Source organism: Kitasatospora sp. NPDC053057 (assembly GCF_044546945.1).
Taxonomy (GTDB): Bacteria; Actinomycetota; Actinomycetes; order Streptomycetales; family Streptomycetaceae; genus Kitasatospora.
On sequence record NZ_JBITZP010000073.1, the window covers coordinates 1 to 16,890 of the forward strand.

Annotated in this window: 9 protein-coding genes; 6 read left to right on the forward strand and 3 right to left on the reverse strand. The window is 67.6% G+C overall.

Annotated features, from left to right (window positions below; all coding sequences use genetic code 11):
• Positions 1–182: 182 nt before the first annotated feature.
• The gene (locus ACIG5E_RS37725; RefSeq protein ID WP_396541544.1) at positions 183–587 is read left to right on the forward strand and encodes a hypothetical protein; all 405 of its coding nucleotides are present in this window, start codon (positions 183–185) and stop codon (positions 585–587) included.
• Between the two features lie 385 nt (positions 588–972).
• Here ACIG5E_RS37725 and ACIG5E_RS37730 read toward each other — a convergent pair whose 3' ends face one another.
• Entirely contained in the window at positions 973–1,392 is a 420-nt protein-coding gene (locus ACIG5E_RS37730; RefSeq protein ID WP_396541546.1) for a DUF4328 domain-containing protein, read from the reverse strand.
• A 135-nt stretch (positions 1,393–1,527) separates the two neighbouring features.
• On the opposite strand from ACIG5E_RS37730, the gene ACIG5E_RS37735 reads away from it, so the two are divergent.
• Positions 1,528–2,079 carry a hypothetical protein gene (locus ACIG5E_RS37735; RefSeq protein ID WP_396541548.1) on the forward strand — a complete coding sequence of 184 codons (552 nt, stop codon included), beginning with the start codon at positions 1,528–1,530 and terminating at the stop codon, positions 2,077–2,079.
• 91 nt (positions 2,080–2,170) lie between these two features.
• Positions 2,171–2,899, forward strand: a complete 729-nt coding sequence (locus ACIG5E_RS37740; RefSeq protein ID WP_396541550.1) for an HAD family hydrolase — start codon at positions 2,171–2,173, stop codon at positions 2,897–2,899.
• A gap of 59 nt (positions 2,900–2,958) precedes the next feature.
• Here ACIG5E_RS37740 and ACIG5E_RS37745 read toward each other — a convergent pair whose 3' ends face one another.
• On the reverse strand, positions 2,959–3,690 hold the full coding sequence (locus ACIG5E_RS37745; protein WP_396541552.1) for an IS5 family transposase: 732 nt from the start codon (positions 3,688–3,690) through the stop codon (positions 2,959–2,961).
• 457 nt (positions 3,691–4,147) lie between these two features.
• Positions 4,148–7,723, reverse strand: a complete 3,576-nt coding sequence (locus ACIG5E_RS37750) for a ricin-type beta-trefoil lectin domain protein (protein ID WP_396541554.1) — start codon at positions 7,721–7,723, stop codon at positions 4,148–4,150.
• A gap of 579 nt (positions 7,724–8,302) precedes the next feature.
• On the opposite strand from ACIG5E_RS37750, the gene ACIG5E_RS37755 reads away from it, so the two are divergent.
• From ACIG5E_RS37755 to ACIG5E_RS37765, 3 genes are all read left to right on the forward strand, one after another.
• The gene (locus tag ACIG5E_RS37755; protein ID WP_396541556.1) at positions 8,303–15,508 is read left to right on the forward strand and encodes a polymorphic toxin-type HINT domain-containing protein; all 7,206 of its coding nucleotides are present in this window, start codon (positions 8,303–8,305) and stop codon (positions 15,506–15,508) included.
• 2 nt (positions 15,509–15,510) lie between these two features.
• Positions 15,511–16,080: a hypothetical protein gene (locus ACIG5E_RS37760; protein ID WP_396541558.1), complete on the forward strand. Its 570-nt coding sequence runs from the start codon at positions 15,511–15,513 to the stop codon at positions 16,078–16,080.
• A gap of 476 nt (positions 16,081–16,556) precedes the next feature.
• A complete protein-coding gene (locus ACIG5E_RS37765) occupies positions 16,557–16,829 on the forward strand; it encodes a hypothetical protein (protein WP_396541560.1) in 273 nt (90 codons plus the stop codon).
• Positions 16,830–16,890: the final 61 nt, after the last annotated feature.

Consider the following 16,890-nt stretch of genomic DNA (forward strand, 5'->3'; position numbering starts at 1 on the left):
CTTGAGTCTCGACACCTCAAGGATCACAGAGGACGGCGTGTTTCACGTCCAGCCGCAGATCAGCGCACCCACACATGCGGCAGGAGAGCCCGAAACTGGCTGTCTTCGAACCGGAGTTTGTTCCATGATCGCGAGGCGGGAGTCCGAGCTGCCGCCTCAGCCCCTCAGCAGTAGGAGCCCGCATGTCGATGTTGGTCGCTCTCGACCACCCGGAATTTCCCTATGAGGAGCCTCCCTACGGGATCACCTGGTGGCAGAAGCCCTGGAACGGTGTCCTCGTCAGGGTGGACCGGATCCCCTTCAAGGCTGGAGACGAGCTCACCTTCGACGTCACGGTCTGCAGCGACTTCCACGGGCAGACCTCGGCCGCGACGATCCAGGGCGTTGTGAGCATCACCGCTGACACCACCACGGTCGACTACACCATCCCGTGGGACGGCGTCCTGGACGCCGGCACCGAGGGTTCCATCACGGTCTTCTACACCCTGACCCCCTCCGACGGCAGCGAGCCAACGACCTCGGAGGGCGCCATAGTCCGGTACTCCCGCCGGCAGCCCGGCGGTGCCGTCTGCGGCCCGGACAGCTGAACAACCACCAGCCGGCACGTCGGTGAGCAGCCACCATCCGTGCCGGCCTCCGCCGTGACTGACAACTAAAGCAACGGCATTGGGTCCGGGGGGCCGGGTCGGTGACAGCTCTTGCATCTTCGACGCCTCGCACCGGCACGGGGCGACAGGGGCCTAGGGAGGCCTGCCCGGGGAACCCCTCGCGGGGCCGCCGAACAGGTGGGTGGTGGAGACCCCGGCAGGGGCCCCACGACTCGGGCTGGCTCCGCACACCCCATCCAGGGCGTTGCATGTGACAGTGCTGTTCGCATGGAGCTGGCCTGGCGGCCCGCCGCGTCAACCCGCACTCGCATCCCGAGGAGCCCCCCAACGTCCACCGACTGCTCGCCGCCGGCAACCGAGATCCCTAGGAGCGGAACATGGCGCTCTGCGCAGTGCTGACCCTCCTGATCACGATGACGGCCAGCACTGCCGCAACCGAGTTGACCGCCACGGTCCAAGGCGCGTTGGGGTCTCCCCGGAGATCGAGCACCATGTACGCCGACACCCCCACCGACTTGACCAGCCAGGCAATCCACCAGGCATTGACCAGCGGGCTACCGCCGACCGCACCGCTGGCTCGCCAGACGTCCAGCGCGACCCGCCAAGGAGCCCACCACATGAGACCCGGAATGAACCACGACCCCACCGCCATGCCGGATGAGTATGAGTGCCGCCCCGGCGCGAGGACCTCGGCGTTGACGCGGCAGCGCCAGAACCACATCAGGAACACGACAGCAGCCGCAAGGAACAACGGCTCCGTGACCTGCGCGGTCAGATAGAACACCTGCGCCCCCGTTTGCGGCGTAAGAAGCCGTTGTCGTACCGAACTTGATCGGTGGGTTTCCGCAGTTCAGGCATGATGCCGGCATAGCGAGGCATGCTCGGGCCGTCGGGTTGTCTCGTTGGTGGAGGTGCCGGGATGGCGTCGGTAGTGGGTCTCCTGGAGGAGCGGGAGCTGGCCGCGCGTGAGCGCGTGGAGGAGCTTCGGGAGATGGCGGACCGGGTACTCGCTGAGCTCGCCGAAGCGGAGACGGCCTGGCACGAGTGGCTGATCGCCCGGCAGCGCGTTGGCGAGGTTCTGTCCGGGCCGCGGTCCGGACAGGCAGGTGAAGCTGGCCCGGGAGCCGGTGAGTGTTCCGGGTCGGAGCCCGCGACGAACGCGCCCGCCGAGGTTCCCCTACCGAGGGCCGCGCGATCGGGCTCGATCGTCCCGGTGTGGCGCCCCGCGCTTTCCATGGACGCGCTCGCTCCCCACTACCAGCGCATCCTCGCTACGCTCACCGAACAAGCATCCGGCGGGAAGCCAGTGATGTCCTGTCAGGAGATCACTGCCGTACTCGGACTGGAGCCGGTTCCGGCAAGTGTGGAAGGAGTTCGGTCGAAGATGAAGCGGCTGGCCGACCGGGGCTGGGCCGACGAGCCCACCCCGGGACGGTTCACGCTCGCCGCCGGGCCAGCCGGCGGCTCATGAGCATCGTCATCGACCACAGCACCATCTGCTCATGCACGGCGGGGCAGCGAATCGTCTCGTCCTCGCGTGATCGCCAACGAAAGAGCAACCGATGCAACCGATTGTCCTATTCGACCTAGACGGCCTTTTGATCGACTCCGAGCCGATCTGGGACGCGGCAAAGCGTGAAGTGTTCGGTCCGCTTGGCCTGCACCTAACAACGGAGATGCAGGCGGCGACGCGCGGGCTGCGGCAAAGGGACATGGTGGCCTACTGGTTCGATCGGGCCAGCATTCAAGCCGACCCCGACGACGTCGAGCAGCAGATCGTGACCGCCGTGTGCCGTGGGCTGGAGGGAGTGGCGCTGAAACCCGGCGCCGAACACGCCATCGCGGCGTGCGCGCGTGCATCGAGGGCGATGGCCGTCGTGTCATCTTCGCCGGAGTCGGTGATTCGGCATGCGCTCGCGAGCACCGGCCTTGACCGATCTTTCGATGCCGTGTTTTCGGCCGAAGACGACGAACACGGCAAACCCCACCCGGGCGCCTATCTCCGCGCAGCCGCCGCCCTCGGCGCGTCACCCGACGAATGCATTGTGATCGAGGACTCGCTCAACGGCGTCCTCGCTGGCGTGTCAGCCCAGATGACGGTCGTCGCCGTTCCCGAGGCCGCTGATCGCTGCGATCCTCGCTTTGCGATTGCCACTCTGGTACTGGAGTCCCTCAAGGATCTCGATACCTCTGTATTCGGCGCGTATGTGTCCAGGGGGAGCCGGGACGCCACGTGGGCATCGCGTGCTGCGGATCCTCAACCGTTCCGCGAACCAGATCGTGCTGTATGACGCCCTCGATCGTGGGTTCGGGCCCTCACGGTGAAGGCCCGAACCCACCTCGGGACGGTTCACGCTCGCCGCCGGGCCAGCCGACGGCTCATGAGCATCGTCATCGACCACAGCACCATCTGCTCGTGGACGGCGGGCAGCGTCTCGTAGTCGCGCACCAGTCGGCGCGAGCGCATCAGCCAGCTCAGCGTTCTCTCCACCACCCAGCGCCTGGGCAGCACCACGAAGCCGGAGACATCGTCGCTCCGTTTGACGATCCTCAGGGTGAGTCGCAGCGTCTGCTTCGCCCAGGTGACCAGGCGCCCCGAGTAGCCGCCGTCGGCCCAGACCAGGGCGATCTTCCGGTAGCGGGCCCGGAGCTGTTGCAGCAGCGGCATCGCGGCGTCCCGGTCCGTGACGTTCGCGGCGGTGACCAGCACGGCCAGCAGCAGGCCGAGGCAGTCGACCACGATGTGGCGCTTGCGCCCGGGGACCTTCTTCGCGCCGTCGTACCCGCGTGAGGACGCCGGCACCGAGGCCGCCGCGCGCAGGGACTGCGCGTCGATCACCGCGGCGGTCGGTTCCGGGTCGCGGCCGGCGTCCTCGCGGACCAGGCCGCGCAGCCGGTCGTGGAACTCGGCCAGCAGGCCCCGCGCACGCCACCGCCGCGCGAAGGCGTAGACACGGTCCCACGCGGGGAGGTCCGCCGGCATCGCGCGCCACTTGATCCCGTTGTCGACCAGGTAGCGGACGGCGTCCAGCATCTGCCGGTGGCAGTAGCCCTCCGGCTGCCCGCCCCGGCCTCCAGCCACGGCGGGACCGGCATCGCGTCCCGCACGACGGCCCACTCGGCGTCCGTCATGTCCGAGTCGTAGCGACGCACACGGTCCGGACGGTCACCCGCGTTCCCGAACCGGTGAGCGAGGCAATCACACGACCGGGTAACCGAGTTGGACGACACGGGCATGGGAACGCAAGACTGCGACACAGGGCCTCCTGGCCGGATCGTTCGGACTTCGACAATCCCGAGCTGGACAGGAGGCCCTGCCTTCATGCACGGACCGGCTGGAGATCACCCAGCCGTGTAGCCACACTCGAACCGGCGTTCACCATGATCGGTACGACAACGGCTTCTTATCCCAAAGCGCGCCGTTGCAGGCTTCGCCCGCCAGAAACAGTCAGGTTCACGAAGGCAGGGCGAGGCTCCAAGCGCCTTGGAACCTCGCCCTACGACGCTATGTCAGTTCACCCGCGGGGCAGCCGACAAGGTTATGGGGTTCGTTCGGGCTGGAGGGTCCAGCGGCTGTTGTCGAAGAGGCCCGGGCAGTCCCAGATGTCGAGGCGGGTGCCCTGTTCGATGTGTGAGTTGTTCAGTTCGATGCAGCGGCCGGTGTTGGGGTCGCCTCCGGTGATGGTGGTCTGGTTGATGATGCGGCCGTCCGGTCGCACGGACCACTGCTGGGCGGGCCTGCCGTCGCAGTTGGCCAGGGTGAGCTGAGTGCCGTTGGTGTTGCCGTTGCCGACGGTGGAGACACAGTAGGAGCCGGCCCGAATGGTGCCGTCCGTGCTGAGGTTGAACCGCTGGCTGGGGGTGTTCCAGCAGGAGTAGATGGCCAACGGTGCGCCGTCTCGGGGTCCGCCTTCGGCGTCCATGCACTGCCAGGAGACCAGGTTGGGGTGGATCGAGGTGCTGGCGTCGGAGAATCCGAGGAACTGCCAGTCGCTGAAGCCGTCGACCTTGTTCTTGGTACCGGTGCTGCTCTTGCCGGGGAAGACGGTGATGGCGTTGCTGGTGTTGATGGCCCAGAGGTCGGGGTAACCGTCGTTGTTGAGGTCGGCTGCGCCGACCAGCGGCTGGGCCGCGGTGGTCCAGTTGGCGCCGGTCAGGATCGGTGTGCCGGCGTCCGGCTTGGTGAGGGCCGAGTAGTCGACGGTGCCGTCTGCCTTCCAGGCCAGCGGGTAGGCGTAGATGTTGCCGTTGGTCCGGTGGCGGGCCCAGATGGTGGTCTGGTACGTCGGGTCCGTGGTCCCCGGCACCGTCGTGGCGCCGTTGGCGGCACCGGGGGTGAGGATCTCGTAGTCCGACCAGTTGCCGCTCGCGGTCGGGATGAGCGTTGCGGTGTCGAGGCCCTCGGCGAGTCCATTGGGCTGGAAGAGGTAGAGGTTGTTGTTCTCCACTGTGAGCAGGGAGGTCTGGGTCATCATGACCTTGTGGTCCGGGTGGCCGGGCTCACCGCCGATGGCTTCCCCCTCGGGGGTGCCGATGGCCACGACCTGGGAGATGTTGCTCCAGACCTTCTGCGTGTAGGCGGGGCAGGGTGCGTTGGTGCCGTAGGTGGTGCAGGTGGTGGGACGGTTCAGCGCGGACGGGGTCTGCGTGCCGAAGCGGCCGGTGCCGTCGTTGGGTATCAGGTACAGGACGTCCTTGAGCTGGGGCGTCTTGTCCTTGTTGTAGTGGGCGACGAGCTGGTCCACCGGCTGGCCGACGGCGAAGGTGCCGTGGTGGCTGATCTGGAAGTCTGCCCACGTGGTGCCGAACTCGCGGTTGCCGGGGGCCGCGGCGGCGGGAGCCGCCAGCGAGGTCGACGGATCGGCGCCGCCGCCGATGATCCGCAGGTCGCCGTTCTTGTCGGCGATGACGATGTCCGGCTTCTGGTCGTTCGTGACGTCGCCGAACAGCGGCTGGGTGCCGGGCTTCCACGGCACGTAGAAGTTGTAGACGGCGGGCTGGCTGTAGTTGCCGGCGTTGTCCATGGCCCACGCGTACAGGGTGTTGGTGCCCCACTGCTTGGGCTGGTAGTCGTAGGGCTGTCCGGGCGCGAGGGTGTCGCTCTGGCCGCACTTCCAGCCGACGACCGGGGTCGGGTCGGTGCTCACCCGCACGCAGGCGACGCCGGAGGACTGCAGGCCTGGGCCGGGGGCCGGGTCCTCGGCGTTGATCGTGAACCTGCCCGAGTCGTTCATGTACCTGGCCGGGTTCGGGTTGGGGGTGCCGGATGGCGGGAAGTCGGTGGAGCTGATGCTGACGCGCGGGTTGGTCCGGTCGACGCGGAAGTAGCACCAGCCGCTGCCGGGCGAGCTGAGCGTGCCGTCGGAGGACTGGGCGTACCAGCCGTACTGGTGGCCGTCGGTCAGTGACCCCGGCGTGACGGACTCGGCGGGGTTGTTGTAGTTGCCGCCCCACCGTCCGTCGGTGAAGGAGAAGTTGCCGTCGTTGTCGTCCCACATCCGGTAGCTCGTGTACAGGGACATGCCGGCGGGGGAGAAGCTGTTCGCGGCCAGGTAGATGTTCTGGTTGCTTCCGATCCAGCCGGGGTTGTCCCAAGGGTGGGTGCCGCCGCTGGTGCACGGGGCCGTGCTGTTGTTGCTCGCGAATCCGGGGGTGGGTGTGGTTCGCGTCCACCAGACGGTGGGGGCGATGTCGTACGTGGTGGTGATGTAGGGGTTGTTGGCGATGTAGTGCCGGAACGTCCGGTCCCACTCGTTGCCCTGCGGGGCGATGGCGGCGGTCCACCAGGGCCACTGGCCGGCGATGGCCTGCTTCATGATGTCGGTCACGTCGATGGCCAGCGGGCCCGTGCCGGTGAGCCGCTGCCCGTTGATGGCCGGGCAGTTCTCCATGACGACATTGCCGTTGGTGCCGCAGGGCTGGTCGTTCCAGCTGGTGTGCTCGTAGATGGGCTTGGGAGCGGAGTAGACCTCGAACGGCGTGTCCGTCCCGGGACTGGAGGCACTGGTGACCTGGGCGTTGAGGGTGGAGGTGAAGATGGTCGGAGGACTCTCGGCCCCGCCCGGCTTGGTGTAGAGCGCCGGGTTGATCCCGAACTGGAAGTAGGCGCGCTGGCGGCCTTCGCTACCGCAGTCGAGGTTCGGGTCGCTGCTGTGGTAGCCGCAGTAACCGGTGGCCAGGTTGTTCTTCTTGTTGAAGTTCTCCGCCGTCTTGTGGTTCTCCTGGACCTCCACCGATCCCTGGACGGAACTCGTCGCGACCAGGGACGGGTCGAGGTACCACGGGCCGGTTCCCGAACCGAGCGCGTCCTGGTTCGGCGTCAGCTCAACGGCCGCGGGGGTGACCCTGGTCGCGATCGATGCCACGTTCGCCCCGTCACCCGGCTCCTCGGCGGACGACCGCACGCCCGCGGCGGGCGCGGAACCGGCGGCGGGGGCGGCGTCGGCAGCAGGGGCGGCGGCGAATGCGGCCTTCACGCTCTTCGACGCGGGGGCGGTGGCCACCGGGGCCGTGGAGGAGTCCCACTGCAGCGGCGAGGGCGAGCGGAAGCGCAGGGCGCCCTTGTCGTCCTTGACGTCAATATGCCCCTGGGCGTCGGAGGTGACCGCCAGGCCCTGGGCTGTGATCGGGAACCGCAGCGTCTTCAGCGCCGGGTTGGCAGCCGCTTCCGGAGTGCGGACCACGATCACATCGCGCCACCCCCCAATGGGCAACGCGGTCAGCTGGAGGTCGACTCCCGGCAGCACGTTCGCGTAGGTGGCGGTCGCCCCGGCCAAAGCCGGCTTGGGCAGCGCGAACGGCGCGCCGAACGAGAGCTTCTTGCCGTCGGAGGTCGACACGGTCGCCATCGGGCCGCTGCCGCCGCCGGAGAAGGCCAGCGCGGTGCTCGCGACGGTGGGGCCGACCGTGCCGTCCGTGTTCGGCCGCAGCGTCGGATCGAGGTCGGCCCACGCGCCGTTCTGCTTGGTGCGCACCGGCTGGGCGTTGTCGGTGGTGGTGAGAGTGCCGTCCGGGTTCGCGAGGGTCTTGGACACCTCATTGGTCATGGCGTCCACGACGACTGCCTTGCCCGTCGACTTCGCCTTGATGACGGCGTCGACCATGGCCTGCTGCACGGGCGTACGAGCCGGACCCGGCCTCGGCGGGACCAGCGGCGGGACCGGCTCCGTGGGCCCGTGCAAGGGCGTGGGCGCTGGGCCAGCGGCGAGCGCGGCGGGCGCGGCCAACAGGCTCACGCTCAGAGCACAGCTGGCCCCGACAGCGGCGAATCGGACCGCTCGCCTGCGTATCGATGGCGGTGGTGGCGTGAGTGGAAGTGTGTGTGAAGTGATGGACATGTCTGGTTTTGAGCTCCCCTCCCGATGTGCAACTCCGTCTGGACGTTGCGTTCGGGTCGGAACGATGCGGCTCAACCAGCGGATAGGTCAAACGCATTGCGGTATTGCGTGGACATGTCCGGAATGAATCCGAACGCCAGGTCACGACTTTACAAAACCCTCATGCATGGTGATCGAACAACCTGGTGCCGTGTCCGAGGCGGCACATAGTGTCACGTCCACCGATGGCACAGCTGTGCCCATATGACGCTGTGTCGATGATCAGCGAAGGGGAATACGGTGGGGGTTTGGCCTGCCCGGAAACGGGCTGGGGCGAGGACAGCAAGAGGCCGGTGGCGATCGCCCGTGGTGGCGACGATGGTCGCCCTGGCCATGACCGGAGCGGTCGTACCGCCCGCAGCGGCCTGGACGTACCCGGCGCTGGAGGGTGACGTGTGGGTTCCTCCGCACACGCCGTTGGGCGCTGCCACCGTCTCGGTGGCGGGACATGACGCCCAGTCGGCGGCAAAGCCGGCCGACAAGGCGTCCGACTGGAAGCCGGAAGTCGCGGCGCCCGTGGTCACAGGGACCGCGACGGTCACACTCGGGCCCGACAGCGCCGAGGCGGAGGCCGCTCGCAGGGCGACCGGCGGGGCGTCACCCGCGTCCGGTGGTGCGACGGGGGCGAAGGCCGGGAGCCTGGCCGTCAGGGTGTCGCCTGGCGCCGGCACGGGCGAGAGCGCGCACACGGTCAAGGTCGAAGTCGCCGCGCAGGACAAGGGCAGGGCCGCGGGCGTCACCGGCCCGCTGGTGGCGCTGACCGATGCCGGAGCGCCGACGACAGGCAACGGGCGCGAGGCGCGCGTCACTCTGGACCTGAAGGCCTTGCAGGCGCATGGGTGGTCTGACCGGGCGGGCCTGGTGGCGCTGCCGGCCTGTTCGCTGACGACACCGGAGCGCCCCGAGTGCCGTACGCAGACGCCGGTTCCGGTCAAGTCCGACGGCTCCGGAACGATCACTGCGGATGTCACTCTTCCGCCTGCCGCAGCATCGGGCAGCTCGCAAAGCGGCACTGTGAAGTCGTCGTACACCGCTCGGCAGGCGTCTTCCCAAACGGCCAGCGGTGGCGGTACGGGCACCGGCGCAACCGGCGGCCCCGTGGTCATCGCCCCCACGCCCTCTCCCTCGGGCGCCATGGGCAGCTACGCGGCGACACCGCTGTCTCCCTCCTCGGCGTGGAAGGCCGGGTCGAACGCCGGCAACTTCACCTACGGCTACCCGATCCAGGTGCCCGGCTCCCTCGGCGGAGCCGTTCCCACCGTGGCCCTGGGCTACAACTCGGCCGCGGTGGACGGCAAGACGTCCGCCACCAACTCGCAGTCATCGTGGATCGGTGACGGTTGGGGCTACGAGCCCGGCTACATCGAACGGTCCTACCGCGGCTGCGACAAGGCCGGCATCACCGGTTCGGCCGACCTGTGCTGGGGCGGGCAGAACGCCACCATCTCCCTCGCAGGCCACTCGGGCACCATCGTGCGCGACGACGCCACCGGAGTCTGGCACTTCGAGAGCGACGACGGTTCCAAGATCGAGCAGCTCACCGGTGCCCCGAAGGCCGGCGGCGACGTCGACTACCGGGACATGGAGTACTGGCGGGTCACCACGCCCGACGGAACGCAATACTACTTCGGCCGCAACCACCTTCCCGACGGCGACGGCAGCGACCCGGCCGCGAACTCGGTCCTGACCACGCCGGTCTACTCACCGAACAGCGGGGACCCCTGTTACAGCGCTGCTGCGGGCAAGAGCTCCTGGTGCCAGATGGCCTGGCGCTGGCAGCTTGACTACGTCGTGGACTCCCACGGCAACCTGACCACGTACAAGTACGCCACCGAGGGCAACAAGTACAGCCGCGGCGGCGCCCAGAACAATGGCAACGGCACCCTCACCGACTACCAGCGGGCCGGCTACCTCCAGGAGATCGGCTATGGTCAGCGTCTGGACGACCAGAAGGCCGCCAAGGGCGGCGCGAACCCGGCCGCCAAGATCGTCTTCAAGGTCGACGAGCGCTGCAAGGCCTCCGGCGCGATCACCTGCGCGGAGGACCAGCGCACCGCCGCCAACGCCGACGCCTGGCCGGACGTGCCGATCGACCAGATCTGCCCCGGATCGGGAACCTGCTCGAACTACGCGCCGACGTTCTTCACCACCAAGCGCCTGACCGCCATCACCACGCAGGTCTTCGTCGGTTCCGCCTACCGAGACGTCGACACCTGGGCACTGTCCCAGTCTCTGGCCGACCCTGGCGACGGCACCAAGCGCACCCTGCAGCTCGACTCCATCCAGCGCACCGGCTCCAACGGGCAGACGCCGATCAGCCTGCCGCCCGTCACGTTTACCTACGTGATGTTGGCCAACCGCGTCGACGGCCTCGTCCCGGCCGCGCCGATGTTCGTGCGCCCGCGCATCCAGGGCATCACGACCGAGACCGGCGGCCGGATCAACGTCATCTACTCCGACCCCGAATGCTCCCGGGTCAACAACCACATGCCGGCCTCCGAGGACGGCAACACGATGGCCTGCATGCCGGTGAAGTGGTACCTGCCGGACCAGTCCTCGCCCGACCCGGTCAACGACTGGTTCAACAAGCCCCTTGTCAGGACCGTCACCGAGCAGGACCTCGTCTCCACCCCGTCCGTTGGCAAGACCACCGAGTACACCTACAACGGCGGCGCAGCCTGGCACCGCAACGACGCCGAGTTCACCGACCCAAAGACCCGCACCTGGAACGACTTCCGCGGCTACCAGTCGGTGACCACGACCACCGGCAGCGGATCGGCCAGCGAGGCACCGAAGACCCAGCAGATCGCCACATACCTGCGCGGTATGGACGGCGACTACCTTGCCGACGGCACCCGGCGCAGTGTCCAGGTGGCCAGCCCACTCGGCGGCAGCGTCACCGACAGCGACTGGCTCAGCGGCCGGCTCGTCGCGACCGAGAACTACGACCAGGCCGGCGGCAACGTTCAGGCCGTCTCCGGAACCACCTACAACGGCCAGCAGGTCACCGCGACCCACGCCCAGAGCTCGGGCGCAGCGACGATCTACGCCCGCTACTCGGACTCGCAGACCACCAAGATCTCCAAGGCCAGGCTGGCCGACGGCAGCTGGCGCACCACCACCGCCGTCGAGACCACGGATCCGGCTCACGGCAACCGTGTGATTCAGGTCGACGACAAGGGAGACGGTACCGCCGCCACCCCCGAGACCTGCACCACCACCGGCTACGCGAACAGCGACAACCCGCAGCGCCTCATGCTGGCCTCCGAGGTCGTCACCGTCCAGGGCTCGTGCGGCACCGTGCCGTCGGCCTCGAACACGATCAGCGGCAGCCGCACCCTTTACGACGGCAGGCCCTTCGGGCAGGCGGGCGCCACCGGCGACCAGACCAGCGCGCAGGCCCTCGACCACTTCGACCAGGCGGGCAACCCCGTCTACATCCGGAGTCTCAGCGGAACGTTCGACGTCTACGGACGGCCCCTGACGACCGCGACGACCGACGGCTCCACCTACGACCGCACCGGCGCCCAGCTGAGCGCCCCATCGGTCACCCCGGCCGTCACGACCACCGCCGTCACACCTGCCGCAGGTGCCCTGCCCACCGAGGTCCGCAGCACCGGCCCGCTCGGGGCGGGCTGGACGACGACCGTCACCCAGGACCCGGGACGCGGCTCACCACTGACCAGCCAGGACACCAACGGCCGCGTGACCACCCTCCAGTACGACGCTCTGGGCCGCGCCACCGCCGTGTGGGCTCCGGACAGGCCGACCACGGACAATCCGACCAAGAAGTTCACCTACACCGTCAGGGGCACATCCGGGCCTGCCACGACCAAGACCGAGACGATCACCGACGACGGCCGCACCTACTCCGCCACCATCGACCTGCTCGACGGCCTGGGGCGCCCTCGCCAGAGCCAGAGCACCAGCGCCGCCTACCCGACCGGTCGACTGATCACCGACACCGTCTACGACACACACGGCTGGGTCATCAAGACCTCCGACCCGTACTACGAGGGCACCGCCTTCCCCACCGAATCGGTCTTCATCCCGAAGGGCGACGGCCAGATACCGGGCCAGACATGGAACACCTACGACGGCGCCGGCCGCGTCCTGCGCTCGGAGTTCCGCTCCTACGGCAACCTCCAGTGGGCCACCAGCACCGACTACCCCGGTGCGGACCGCACCGACGTCACCCCGCCCGCGGGCGCAACCCCGACCTCGACCGTCACCGACGCCCGAGGCCGCGCCACCGCCGTGTGGCAGTACCGCACCGCCTCCGCGACCGGCAACTCCGCCGACGCGGACGTCACCACCTACGACTACACACCCGGCGGCCTGGCCTCCCGGCGCACCGACAGCAGCGGCAACACCTGGAACTACACCTACGACCTGCGGGGACGGCAGACCTCCGCGTCCGACCCGGACACCGGCGTCACCCAGACCTTCTACGACGCCAACTCCCGTATCGATCACACCACCGATGCCAAGAACAGCACCCTCGCCTTCACCTACGACCTGCTCGGCCGTAAGACCGGCACGTACAACGGCAGCGTTGCGTCGGCGAACCAACTGGCGTCCTGGACCTACGACACGATCGCCAAGGGTCAACTGACCTCATCCACCCGCTACGTCGGCGGAGCCGGCGGCGCGGCCTACACCAAGGCCGTCACCGACTACGACACCGCCTACCGACCGCTCGGCACCTCCGTCACGATCCCCTCCACGGAGGGCGCACTGGCCGGCACCTACACCAACACCAACGCCTACAGCGATGTCACCGGCTCGCTGACGAAGCTCAGCATCCCCGCCGCCGGTGGGCTTCCGGCCGAGACCGTCAGCTACGGCCACACCGTCACCGGTCTCCTCACCTCGGCGACCAGCCGAGGCAAGGCGGTCATCACCAAGGTCGAATACGACGCGCTCTCCAGGCCCGTCCGCACGACCGCCGGCAGCTACGGCGCGCAGGTCGTCGCCACCCAGCAGTACGACTGGGCCACCGGACGACTCATCAACTCCTTCATCGACCGGCAGGTCAACACGGTCTCCGTCAACCAGACGAGCTACACCTACACGCCGTCCGGCCGGATCACCTCCGCGTCCACCATCCAGGACGCCTCGGCGACCGACACCCAGTGCTTCACCTACGACTACCTAGGCCGACTGACCAACGCCTGGACCGACACGGGCGGCACCTCCACCATCGCGGACTGGACCGACTCTGCCGGCACCGTCCACGGCACCGGCAGCTCCAGCAAGGTGCCCGGCACCGGAGCCTGCATCAACAAGGACGGCCCGGCCACCGCCAGCCCAGGCGGGCGCACCGTCGGCGGCCCCGCACCCTACTGGAACACCTACAGCTACGACGCGACCGGCAACCGCACCAGCCTCGTCCAGCACGACATCACCGGCAACAGCCTCAACGACACCACGACCACCCAGACCTTCGGAGCCACCAAGACCACCAACAGCCCCACCAACGCCCCCAACACCGGCGGCGGAACCGGCGGGCCCCACGCCCTCCTGACCTCCACCACCAGCGGACCCTCAGGCACCAAGGCCGTCACCTACCAGTACGACGCCAAGGGCCGAACCACCGCCACCACCGATACCAGCGGCACCACTACCCTGACCTGGAACGGTGAGGACAGGCTCGACTCCCTCACCAAAACCGGCGAGGCCGGCGCCACCACCTACCTCTACGACGCCGACGGCAACCAGCTCATCCGCCGCAATCCCGGCAAGACCACGCTCAACCTGGCCACCGACGAGCTCACCCTCGACACGGCCAGCGGCTCCACGAGCAACGTACGATCCATCGCGGCGCCCGGCGGCCTCACCTACACCCGCGTCACCGCCGCCATCGGCGGAGGCACCGTCCTGATCCAGGCCGCCGACCCGCACGCAACCAACGGCGTCCAGATCAACACCGACACTGCCCAGACCGTCACCCGCCGCCCCACCGACCCTTTCGGCAACCCCCGCGGCACCCAGCCCAGCGCCTCCGCATGGGCCGGCACCAAGGGCTTCGTCGGCGGCAGCAAGGACGACACCACCGGCCTGACCAACCTCGGAGCACGCCAATACGACCCGCGCACCGGACGCTTCGTCAGCTCGGATCCCATACTCGACGCCAGCGACCCACAACAGTGGAACGGCTACGCCTACAGCAACAATGATCCGATCAACAGCTCGGACCCGAGCGGCCTGCTGCGTGACCCCGGCCCGTTGCATGACCCGTCGCCGAACTGGGAGGACAGCGTCCCAGACGTGCCGTCCTACCTCGAGAACGATGGCAATAAGGGGTACGGATCCTTCGACTGCCGCAACGACAACTCATGCCCGTCCCTGGAAGACCGCACCATGAGGTCCTTCCTGAGGACTGCAGAGCTGGCCCAACACAACGACCCGCTCAGGATCGCGACCAGTGCAGAGATCGGGCGAGTACTCCAGAAATATGGTGGGGCCACAAGCACTATTGACTGGGCTGCATGGCAGATGTGGGAATTCGGCGCCACAGAGGAAGAAGCCGACTTCTTCCGCGCCCACTATTGCCTCTACATCGACTGCCACGACACCACCGCCGGACACGGGAACATTGGCGACCCCCTTGAAACGCCCTTCGGTCCCTCGGGTATGGAGAAGAACGCCAACGCAGTTGCCGGCTCGATGATGGGCCTGGCTGCCAGGGGCGGCAGGCCTGGCGAGCTCATGGGCCTCTCTGCAAAAGCCCGCGCAAGTCTCTGCCATAGCTTCACTGCCGGAACCCTTGTTCTCATGGCGGACGGTCAACGCAAGCCTATCGAACAGCTTGTCGTCGGAGATGAGGTCCTAGCCACCGACCCACAGACGGGAAAAACCACTCACAAGGCTGTAACGGCCGTCATAGAGACACCGAACGACGAGGACTTCACAGACCTTTCGCTCCAAGGCACGCAAGCCGCAGGGGCGTCAGATGGGCCTGGGAAGTCAACACTAACGACCACGTGGCACCACCCTTTCTGGAGCCTTACCAGCGGCCGCTGGACCGAAGCGAGTGAACTCCACCTGGGCGAGGAGCTTCGAACGCCTGATGGAGCCGCAGTCGCCGTCACAGGCGTACGCAACTATCACCAGCAGGTTCTGACCTATAACCTCACGATTGCCGACCTCCACACGTACTATGTACTGGCCGGAAACACGCCGGTACTCGTACACAACAGCACCCCGTGTGGCCCGGATCTGGATGCACTGTCCAAGAGTGGAATGCGTCCCGATAAGGGGAAGATGACTCGGGCTGGCCGTGAATATCAGAAGCATATGAATCGTGGGGACCTTCCCGTGGTCCCGGGGAAGGAGCTAGATTCAACTGGCCAAAACCTCCTTGACGATATTCTGACCAATCCGAACACCACGGTTGGTCCGGTAACCTCGGGGAACTTTGCTGGTGGTACTCGGTACGTGATGCCCGATGCTGCTGGCGGACGAGGATTCGGCGCCACATTCGATGCCAACGGCGACTTCCAGTACTTTGGGCGGTATTAGACATGTCGGTTGTTCTTCCGTGGATCGCACATCAAGACGGCGGGCGCGCGCTGGCGGAGCTGGCGGATAGCGTCTCCCACGAAATCGTGCAAGAAGTGCGGTATGTGGCCCTGGAAGGGGAGACCTGGCCTGAAGGGCACAGGCATGATCGCGTTCACGAGGTCGACGTGGCCGTTGAGCTGGTGATGTCCAGTGGTGCAAGGTTGATCTTGTCATGGGCCATGGATGGGTTGAACGAGGGATTGGCTATCGATTTCCGGTCCGTCGGCGACGACGGGCCAAATCTGACAGGCAGTCCTGTTGTGGTCAGTCACCATAAGGAATGGCAGAAATTCATCGGGAGCTCGTTCACGAGCGTGGTTCCTGGATGGCATATCCCTAACGAGGGATGTCCAGAAATGCCCTGGTCGTTTCGGCTTGAATCCGACGCCCTTGGGAGTGTGGTAATCGCGCTCGGGGAGTCTGTTGGCGGCGACCTGAAGTATCAGCCAGATGCCTTGCTTGTGATCTTCGACCAGATGCTGTCGACTTCATACGCGATTCCTGCGAGTTCGACTTCGTCGTGGGGGTAGGTGCGCTTCCTCGACCTGACTAGAAGACCGTTCTCTGCTGTTCCATATGGGCCGTAGTGGCTGGTACAGGTTTTAGGTAGAGGTGCCGGAAGAGACGCGAGAGCCCCCGCACCAGCGGGGGCTCTCGCGTCTTGACGGCAGTAGTTGACGGCAACGTCATCGGACGGGGGCTGCACAAAGCGGCGGATCGTCGCCGTCGCGGGGCTCCGGACTACCGTCGGCTGGGTGGCGGAGTGCGTTGCTGAGGGTGTCGATGGCCTGCCTCTGGAGGCGGAGTCGGACGTGGGCGTACACCGTCGCGGTCCCGCGCGGCCGACGTCGTCCAGCGGGCCACCGGAATCGCAGACATCGCCCGCAGCACCACCGGCGCGGGGGGCGCCACGGCCCAGGTCTCCAAGCCCGGCGGCAGCGTCGTCGTCACGGCGCCGACCACGGCCGCCGGGAGCGTCGCGGTCACCGCTGCGAACGGCAGCACCGTGACGCTGGCGCTGCCGGCCACGAATGGCGCGGCGGGCGTCACCACGGCCGAGGGCACCACCGTCTACCCGGGCGCGGCTCGGGGTACCGACCTGGCGGTCCAGGCCACCGCCGACGGCGGCGCTCGCGCCCTCGTCACGCTGAAGGACTCCAGCGCGTCCACCGAGCAGCGCTTCGACCTCGGGCTGCCCGACAACACCCGCCTCGTTCCGGCCGACGGCGGCTACGACATCGTGCAGGCACTGTCACGTTGGCTGGCGGGTGCGGGATGATCTCGTGGTCGGTCATGTCGGGAGGGGTCGGTCGTGTCGTCCGCGCCGCCGTCGTACAGGG